The 9,143-nt window shown below is 38.2% G+C and carries 10 protein-coding genes and 2 tRNA genes; 1 reads left to right on the forward strand and 11 read right to left on the reverse strand.

The genetic code is table 11. The annotated features are described in order from the left end of the window. Positions 1–8 precede the first annotated feature (8 nt). The 11 genes from HDE68_RS13260 to HDE68_RS13310 all read right to left on the reverse strand — a co-directional run bounded on the left by HDE68_RS13260 (position 9) and on the right by HDE68_RS13310 (position 8,072). Positions 9–659, reverse strand: a complete 651-nt coding sequence (locus HDE68_RS13260; RefSeq protein WP_183882658.1) for an energy transducer TonB — start codon at positions 657–659, stop codon at positions 9–11. A 16-nt stretch (positions 660–675) separates the two neighbouring features. Beyond that, complete coding sequence (locus HDE68_RS13265; protein ID WP_183882660.1) at positions 676–1,383, reverse strand: peptidoglycan DD-metalloendopeptidase family protein; 708 nt, start codon at positions 1,381–1,383, stop codon at positions 676–678. 5 nt (positions 1,384–1,388) lie between these two features. Beyond that, positions 1,389–1,778, reverse strand: a complete 390-nt coding sequence (rbfA, locus tag HDE68_RS13270) for a 30S ribosome-binding factor RbfA (protein WP_183882662.1) — start codon at positions 1,776–1,778, stop codon at positions 1,389–1,391. A 20-nt stretch (positions 1,779–1,798) separates the two neighbouring features. Beyond that, positions 1,799–2,992, reverse strand: a complete 1,194-nt coding sequence (gene hflX / locus HDE68_RS13275) for a GTPase HflX (RefSeq protein ID WP_183882664.1) — start codon at positions 2,990–2,992, stop codon at positions 1,799–1,801. Positions 2,993–3,014: 22 nt separating this feature from the next. After that, complete coding sequence (gene trpC, locus HDE68_RS13280) at positions 3,015–3,806, reverse strand: indole-3-glycerol phosphate synthase TrpC (protein WP_183882666.1); 792 nt, start codon at positions 3,804–3,806, stop codon at positions 3,015–3,017. A 10-nt stretch (positions 3,807–3,816) separates the two neighbouring features. Beyond that, on the reverse strand, positions 3,817–4,389 hold the full coding sequence (locus HDE68_RS13285) for an anthranilate synthase component II (protein WP_183882668.1): 573 nt from the start codon (positions 4,387–4,389) through the stop codon (positions 3,817–3,819). Positions 4,390–4,398: 9 nt separating this feature from the next. Continuing rightward, on the reverse strand, positions 4,399–5,811 hold the full coding sequence (locus HDE68_RS13290; protein WP_183882670.1) for an anthranilate synthase component I family protein: 1,413 nt from the start codon (positions 5,809–5,811) through the stop codon (positions 4,399–4,401). A gap of 215 nt (positions 5,812–6,026) precedes the next feature. Further along, entirely contained in the window at positions 6,027–6,491 is a 465-nt protein-coding gene (locus HDE68_RS13295) for a cytochrome B (RefSeq protein WP_317617699.1), read from the reverse strand. Positions 6,492–6,606: 115 nt separating this feature from the next. After that, the gene (locus HDE68_RS13300; RefSeq protein ID WP_183882672.1) at positions 6,607–7,596 is read right to left on the reverse strand and encodes a phosphatidylinositol-specific phospholipase C; all 990 of its coding nucleotides are present in this window, start codon (positions 7,594–7,596) and stop codon (positions 6,607–6,609) included. 196 nt (positions 7,597–7,792) lie between these two features. Next, positions 7,793–7,938 (reverse strand) — tRNA-Asp (locus HDE68_RS13305). Between the two features lie 23 nt (positions 7,939–7,961). Next, positions 7,962–8,072: transfer RNA gene (locus tag HDE68_RS13310), tRNA-Asp, on the reverse strand. A 154-nt stretch (positions 8,073–8,226) separates the two neighbouring features. Between HDE68_RS13310 and HDE68_RS13315 the strand changes: the two genes are divergently transcribed. Continuing rightward, positions 8,227–8,703, forward strand: a complete 477-nt coding sequence (locus tag HDE68_RS13315; protein WP_041883359.1) for an Lrp/AsnC ligand binding domain-containing protein — start codon at positions 8,227–8,229, stop codon at positions 8,701–8,703. Positions 8,704–9,143: the final 440 nt, after the last annotated feature.

Consider the following 9,143-nt stretch of genomic DNA (forward strand, 5'->3'; position numbering starts at 1 on the left):
GGACACAATTACTTACAATATTTTTCAAGTAGTTCATCAGCCAAAGCTGAACCCATATATTTGACAAACAGAAAATCTTCACAAGCCCCCTGTTTGTCTTTTTGCTTTAATTTTTTCTGTCCCTGTGCGATAATCTTCTCCAGATAAGCATCATCATAACCTAATTCTTGTCTTAGCGCAACAATTCTGCCTTCGTCAGCTTCATTGTAATTTCCCTGAGCCTTATTACGGTAAAAATTAGTAATTACGTCTGTAAGGCCTTCATTCGCTTTATAAGCTGCAATTGCCTTGTTCTTTTGTGTTGCATTTATCAGATTGCAATCACCGCCCGAAAGTGTAAAATTTACCGGTGCAATCAAGACATAAGTAGTATCATATTGCGCAGGAACCTGCCATTGACCGCTGCTCAGTCTGATTAAACGTAAAGCTTCCTGATCAAGATCTATTCCCAGTCCGCTGCTCACTTTCGAAGTATAAACTTCTCCGGCAAGGTTCACCTTAAAACTAATATTAATCTTCCCCTGAATACAGTTCTGCAATGAAAATGCGGGATAAACGATATTCTTCTGAATAAAAGTTCCCAGGCCACCTTTGAGTACAGGCTGCGCCTTTGAGGATAAACCAGCCAAAAACAGGAATACAACAAGAATCTTCTTCATTCCCTAATTTACGAAATTATCCGTTAGGAAGCTTAAAGGTATGGTGAAGGACCAATCCCGGATCGGGACAGTTATTCAGATAAACAGCTTGATTAGAAAACTGGCAGACACCTGGATAATCACCTTCTCTTCCCTGCATATCAAACATCAGTTGAAAATGCAGATGAGGGGGCCAGTTCCCATTTTCTGCAGGAATACCAAAAGCAGCAAACCTGGTTCCAGCTGCAATAAACTGTCCGGTTTTAAGCCCTGCTATCGATGCCAGGCTTAAATGTCCGTAAAGGGCATATAATGCAAGTCCATCAAGCTCATATTTTAAAATAATAGTTCCACCATAATCGCCAAAATGATCATTGTTCCTGAAACTATGCACTACAGCATCATAGAAATTATAAACCGGTGTCCCCGCAGGACCCCAGATATCAACTCCAAGATGCAATCTTCTGGGTTCCTCTACAGTATCAAAATGAATACTTCTTGAATAGATGGTCCGGTGTTCCGCATATCCGCCAATACCATAACGTGAATGGGTATCAGCTAATTTTTTATTTACCCATGAAGAAAAAACCGATGTGTCCGCAAGGATTTCATCAGTCAGTTCCAGGTTAGCCGCTGTAAAATCGAAAGGATATAACAGATCAGCAGAAGGATCGAAATCTACCACACTGCTGATCTTGTTTTCAGAATTTAATAACCATTCCTTAAGTTTTTCCAGAGGCCCCATCAGAATTAGTCTTCTGTTGTTTCTTCTTCTGTACCTTGTTCTTTACGTTCTTTTGAAATCTTATCAAAGATTTTATCCATATGTTCTACATAGGTATTGGTATCATCCAAAAAGAAAGTCAATGTAGGTACAACTCTCACCTGGTGACGAATACGTGCACCAAGCTTATACCTGATTTCTCCGGCATGAGAATTTACTGTAGCGATTGATAATCCTGTATTGTTTGTGGCTAAAAAGCTCAGGTAAACCTTAGCTACCGCTAAATCCGGAGATACGCGGACCTTTGTAATCGTAACCAATGTATTGGGTAAGTACTCTGCCCCTTCTCTTTGAAATATTGTCGCTAATTCCTCTTGCAGTACACCAGCAAATTTCTGTTGACGTTTACTTTCCATGTTTTGTTGTTACTTTTTATTTAGTATAATAATTTGTCATAAGGATACCTTACTGTATGCAGCGCAACAATTTTATCATATAAAAGTTGTTTAAACTCTTCCAGGTTCTCCTTATGCAGCGCTGAAATAAATAATGACGGCGTATTATGCTGTGCCATCCAGCTCTTTTTAAAATCTTCCAGTGTTAAGGTCACTTTCTCATCCTCGTTCATTTCGTCAGCTTCAGGATTAACATAAGCATCAATTTTATTGAATACTACAATCATTTCCTTATCCCTTGCGCCCAGATCTTTTAAGGTTTCATTAACCACATTAATCTGATCTTCAAAACTCGAATGAGAAACATCTACCACATGGATTAATATATCAGCTTCCCTAACCTCATCCAGTGTTGATTTGAAACATTCAACCAAATGATGTGGCAGTTTACGGATAAATCCAACTGTATCTGACAATAAGAAAGGCAGGTTTTCTATGACAACTTTCCTTACCGTAGTATCTAAAGTTGCAAACAACTTATTTTCTGCAAACACCTCCGATTTCGAAAGCATGTTCATAATAGTCGATTTACCAACGTTCGTGTAACCCACCAGTGCCACTCTGATTAACTCATTACGGTTTTTCCGCTGTGTTTCATTCTGTTTATCAATCAGCTTCAATCTTCCTTTTAAAAGAGAGATTTTTTCCAGGATCATCCTTCTGTCACTCTCGATCTGTGTTTCACCTGGTCCACGCATACCAATACCACCTTTCTGGCGCTCTAAGTGAGTCCATAAACGTGTCAGACGTGGTAATAAATATTGCAGCTGAGCTAATTCAACCTGAGTTTTTGCTTGTGAGGTCTGGGCCCTTCCGGCAAAAATATCAAGGATAAGATTACTCCTGTCCAGAACTTTCACTTCCAGTTCCCTTTCTATATTACGCAATTGTGAAGGTGATAATTCATCGTCAAAAACGACCATATCAATCTCCTCCGACTTGACGTAGGCTCTTATTTCTTCTAATTTTCCTGTACCTACAAAGGTACCCCGATCAGGCTTCAGCATTTTCTGTGTGAAAATGTGATCCACCACACCACCAGCCGTATCTACCAGGAATGTTAGTTCGTCTAAATATTCTTTTGTTTCTTCCGGTTTTTCCCCCGGTCTGATCACACCTACCAGGACAGCCCGTTCCTGCTTTACCGCGGTATCATAAGTTTTCTCTTTTCCCATGTAATGTACAAAGATACAAAAGTTATACCGAGATCAACTCCCCTACAAACTCATGCATCGCAGCTCCCGGATCAGAGGTCTTCATAAAGTTTTCACCAATCAGAAAACCGTTAAATCCTGCCGTTTTTAGCTGTTTAATAGTCTGTGGATCGCTTATTGCGCTCTCAGAAATTTTCAGAAATTCTTTTGGGATCTGATCTGCCAGATCAAAAGAGGTCTGAATATTGACAGAAAAGTCTGTCAGATTACGATTATTAACACCAATTGCGTCAATATAAGGATTAATACTGCGCTGTAATTCTTCCAGATTATGCACTTCCAATAAAACATTTAAACCCAGACTTTTTGCCAGTTTGCCAAATGTCTCTATCTGTACAGGAGTCAGAATTGCTGCAATCAGCAGAATAATATCAGCTCCCAAAGCTTTTGCTTCAACAATCTGATATTCATCAATCATAAAATCCTTACGTAACAAAGGAACGCTGTTTGCAGCTCTCGCTTCCAGCAAATCATTAGGATGGCCACCAAAGAAATCGATATCTGTCAGCACAGAAATAGCAGAAGCTCCTGCAGCAGCATAACCATTGGTCACTTCTACAACCGTAGAATGCGCATTGATCACTCCTTTTGAAGGTGAACGCCTTTTAAATTCCGCAATAATTCCTGTACGTTCCGGAGTAAGTATAAATTCCTTCAAAGAATAAGGTGTTCTATCAAAATAAACACCATTCTCCAACTCCTTTATAGTCACTAATTTCTTAGCCTGCGCAACTTCTTCAAGTTTTCTGATTACGATTTTATCCAAAATATTCATGAGATCTATTTTAATTTTCCAACCAATTTTTCATCATCTCTTTACCATATTCGGTGAGTACACTTTCAGGATGAAACTGTACCCCACGAACATCATAGTTTTTATGTCTGAGTGCCATAATCTCCCGGCTCACATCTGTCGCAGTAATAGTCAGCTCAGCAGGGAAACCTTCCTGACTAACTACCCACGAATGATATCTGCCTACATTGATCGTTTCCGGGCAATCATTAAATAAAAACTCTTCTTTATCAATTACATTTATAGGTGTAGCTATTCCATGCATAGGCCTGCCCAGGTTCAATAACTGGCCGCCAAATGCCTCAGCGATCGCCTGCTGTCCAAGACAGATTCCCAAAATGCTTTTTTCAGCCGCATAAGTTTTGATAACCTCTAATAACAAACCTGCCTCAGAAGGAATGCCTGGTCCTGGCGATAACAAAATCTTATCGAACTGCGCTACATCAGCAATAGCAAATTTATCATTTCTCCACACTTCTGCTTCCCTGCCCAATTCATTAATTAAATGCACTAAATTATAGGTGAAGGAGTCATAATTATCTATAACTAATATTTTCTTTTGCATGTCTTTAACTTAAATTTTGTTAATTCCCTTAGCCATTTCTACTGCTTTACGTAAGGCAGCAATTTTATTATTTACTTCATTCAGCTCGTTTATTGCGATAGAATCTGCTACAATACCAGCACCAGCCCTATAATGTAACTGGTTATTCTTACTCATAAACGTACGGATCATAATGGCATGATTAAACGAACCACCAAAGTCCATATAACCAATTGCACCCGCATAAAAATTACGCGCCAATCCTTCATATTCATCAATCAGCTGCATGGCTTTATATTTTGGAGCGCCACTTAAAGTACCTGCCGGATAGGTATCAGCCACTACTTTAAAGGCTGAAACATCCTGCTGTATATTTCCGCTTACTTTTGAAACCAGGTGGATTAAATGAGAATAATACTGAACTTCTTTAAACGATTTAACTTCAACCCCCTTGCAATGTCTGCTCAGGTCATTTCTGGCTAAATCTACCAGCATGACATGTTCAGCACTCTCTTTAGGATCTTGTTCCAGTTTTCTCGCTAATTCAGCATCCTCTTCATCATTACCGGTACGTTTAAATGTTCCGGCGATCGGAAAAATGTTAGCAGCACCATTTTTAATCGTAATCTGTGCTTCAGGCGATGAGCCGAAAAGCTTAAAGCTGCCGTAATCAAAATAGAACAGATAAGGAGAAGGGTTAATAGAGCGCAGACAACGGTAAACATTAAACTCATCACCCGAAAACTGCTGATTATATGCTCTGGAAGGAACAATTTGAAAAACGTCACCACGCAGGATATGTTTCTTCATTTTCTCCACGATATCCATGAAACCCTCATCTGTCAGGTTAGACTGCTCCTCACCTACCGTGTCAAAACTATATTCAGGGAAGTTTTTATTCTGAATCAGATATTCGATTTTCTCCAAATCTTCATCATCTTCCTCATTGAAATTATTTTTAAAGAGTGTAATCTCATTCTTAAAGTGATCAATTGCAATGATATAGCGGTAAACATGATATTGCATCATTGGAATCTCTTCATCCTTTGGAGATTGCGCTGTAAATTTAATATCCTCAAAATACTGTACGGTATTCCAGGTAAAATAACCAAACATCCCCGTAGAGATACGGCGTTGTTCTTCTACAGTCTGCGGATCAAATCTGGCTTTAAAAGCTTCGATTTCCTCCGTCAGAACAAATTTATCCTTCACTGCTTTTTCTCCATTCGGGAAATAAGAAGATAGTTTTCCGTTTTCCAGCATGATTCCTGCAACAGGATCAGCACAAACGTAACTTACGGAGTTCTCCCGGCTATGGTAATCAGAACTTTCCAGCAGAAGGGAGTTTGGAAAAACATCCCTCAATCGCAGATAAATACTTACCGGAGTAATGGTATCTGCTAATCTCTTTTTAAAAACGGTATTGATTTTGATCTTCTCCATCTGAAATTATTAAAACAAAAAAAACCCGACGTGTTGTACGTCGGGTTAGTATGTGTGGTTTGGTTTAGGTTGATAAACTATAAGGTACACGAGACAGCGACGAAACTCTTTTCAGAATTACCACGCCATTGCCAAGTAGTATGTTTATTGTTAATCATTGAGTAGCAAAAATAGAAATAAATCTTACAAACCAAAATTAAATCGTAAAATAATTATCACATTCCAAACAGATGTCTGCCCGGATCAACTTTAACCATTGCAAAAATTGCAGCTGTGATTAATAAAAGCGCCAGGCCAAAAAATATGGTTATAGTTTTATGTTTCGCTAATGCAGTAGCCCCTCTCTTAGACCGGGCATTACCCACTGTAATTAAAACAATTGCGATTAACATCATCGAAACATGTTCCATTTTCCAATAACGCTGTATAGCTACTGAGCTATCTCCTTTATACCAATCATGCATAAAATAGATAACCAAACCTAAAAGAAGCTGAATATGTGCGGAGATTAGAGCAAACACATTTAATTTGCGGTTTCCTTCGGTATATGGTTTCTTTCCCACATATCCCATTAATGCATTGATAAAAGCAACCAGCAATAAGATGATTACCAAATAACGCCATCCAGAGTGCGCACTCTTCAAGATTTCATAAATACCCATAACAAGTTTTTTCTTCAAAAATAAGAAATTAATGCTCGCTTATAAAAACAGAGGCGTTTTATTGGTATTTAGAATCATTATAATCAAGTGCAAATTCTGAGTAAAATCCACCTAAGCTGGATGGCGTTATGAGTTATAATGCAGGATTAAAGTTTGACTTTATAATTCCTCTGGCTAAATCGGAAGTAACAAAATCCAATGGCATTACACCATATTTACCACTTGGATTACCTCCAAAAAAGGCAGTAATCTTAGGATTTATAAAGTTATTCACCGTCCTGATATCAGGGATACCAAAAATCAATGGTTTATATCCGCTGCCAAAGTTGATATACAATCGGTTCGAAGTATCCTGATGTGCAGCATCCAGCAAAGTTCTGATCCTGGTCCATTTGGCATCTGTATTAGCAACCCTGTACTCATCCTGTATCTTTAAATTAGCGGCAGGATTACTAATGTCAAAAGTTGTATTATCTGCCCATTGGGTTGCATCAATTCCTTTCGCCTTTCCTGAACTAAATCTTCTCAGGAGTTTAATCTTGCCACGGAGCGCTGAGATTTTGGAAATACCTGTTCCCAGGTCCCATTTAGATGCATTTTCCTGAACATAGGCATCAAACGTATCTTCAAAACTGCGGGTGTTTCCTGTGGCTGTATATTCTTCCTTTACACTCATGATAATAGTTTCTGAAGGATTTGCATTCAGGAAGTCAATACATGCCTTTAAAACGTCGCTATAGTTCAGATTCTGATAAACCAGGTCATGGTGAATAGCAAAGGTGTTGTTAATATGTCTGCACCTGACATCCAGGAACCTCACACCTGCAGATAATTGCTCAGCGATAGTCAGTTCCTGGCATTTTGCAGTACCTGATACCGGTTCAAACCTTGCACCAGAATCATGTGTTCCAGGAATGGATACTTGTGCAATACTGGTAGTATCTGGTAAAAAGCTCATCCAGTTACTCAGGTTATAATTTAATAAAGCTGTTTGTTTGGTTAAGGCAATTGAGCTTTCCTTTTTCGATTCAGGAACGTTGCCCTGAATATCTTGTTTTTTACATGCGGTGAAAATAAGGACACCAAATGTGATTAAAACTAATTGTAGTTTTCTAATGTTCATAATAAATTGTTTTTCCGGTTAGATTGTTAATGAATATGCGATTTTTATTTCGCCATTACATTATGCTAAACTAGCCCCGAATTGTTAATTTATTATACCTGACAGATTAACTTTAAGAAAATAATTTAATTTAAATCAAAAAGGGTAACCCGCCTCCGGATTACCCTAATTAACTAACTTATTAAAATAAAAAAACTGGCTGTTGGGGAAGGAGTCGAACCTTCAAGGGGAAGTTAGCTGCAGTTCAAAAAATTAATTTGTGGTCAACCCATAAACTGTGTTTATCCCATGATCCCCACCACCGAGACAAGAAGGTGTGTCTGCCAATTTCACCACCCAACATTAAATAAAGAACAATCATTCTTTGGCTGTAGGGGAAGGAGTCGAACCTTCAAGGAGTGGTTAGCCTTTACAGGTTTTCCATATTCTCCACCACCGAGACAAGGAGGTGCGTCTGCCAGTTCCACCACCCTACAGAGTATAAGCAATTATTAAAATGAACGTTTTTTTCTTACTTGCTTGATACAAATGTAATGATAGACTACATACGTTGCAAATATTTTAATGATTTAATTTCATTATTACGACTATTGTAATTATATTAGATCATCATTAAAATTAATTTAAATCATGCTCAAAAAAGAAAGCCAAAATTTAGAAATTGATAACCTCGATATTGACATTTTAAAGCAACTGATGCAGGATGCGACTAAACCCTACACAGAAATAGCTAAAGATTTGATCGTTTCGGGTGGTACCATTCACGTAAGAATGAAAAAACTGCAGGAAATGGGTATTATAAAAGGATCCCATTTAATTATAGATCCCCAGAAAGCAGGATATGATATCTGTGCTTTTCTTGGTATTTACCTGGAAAAGGGTATACAATATAAAGATGCTGTTGAACAGCTCAGCAGAATTAAAGAGGTTGTAGAATTACATTATACTACTGGTGCGTATAGTATGTTCGCAAAAATTATTTGCAGAGATACAAATCACCTGCGTCATGTGCTGAACGAAGAGATCCAGGCAGTAGCCGGGATACAGCGGACTGAGACATTGATTTCACTGGAAGAAAGTATTAGAAGACAGATAGAATTAGGATAACAGGAAATAAAACCATCTTTGTTTGCTTTGACAATGTAAAAACAATATTTATTACATCTTTTTCAATGCATCATCAGGTCTGAATTAATTTCAGTGATTATATCTGATCAATTTATACCTGACACGATATAAGCGTTTTTAAGCGTCATTCTAAGCCAAATGAGCTAGTAATATTCTTTAAGATTATTAAGCCCGTATAGGAGAGCTAAAATACACCCTTATTCCATAAGGATCGTTAAGATTCTTACCAAATATAATCAATGTATGAACCACGGGATCTGCTAAGATTAAGCACAGGCAATGGGGGCACTAGAATCAGATAAACAGCCCTCCATTTAAAAAACCCCTATAAACAAGAAAAGCCTGTAGTTTCCTACAGGCTTTCTTTAAGATTTGGCACCGACCTACTCTCCCACGTGTTACCGCAGTACCATCGGCTC

It is taken from the genome of Pedobacter cryoconitis (assembly GCF_014200605.1).
Classification (GTDB): Bacteria; Bacteroidota; Bacteroidia; order Sphingobacteriales; family Sphingobacteriaceae; genus Pedobacter; species Pedobacter cryoconitis_B.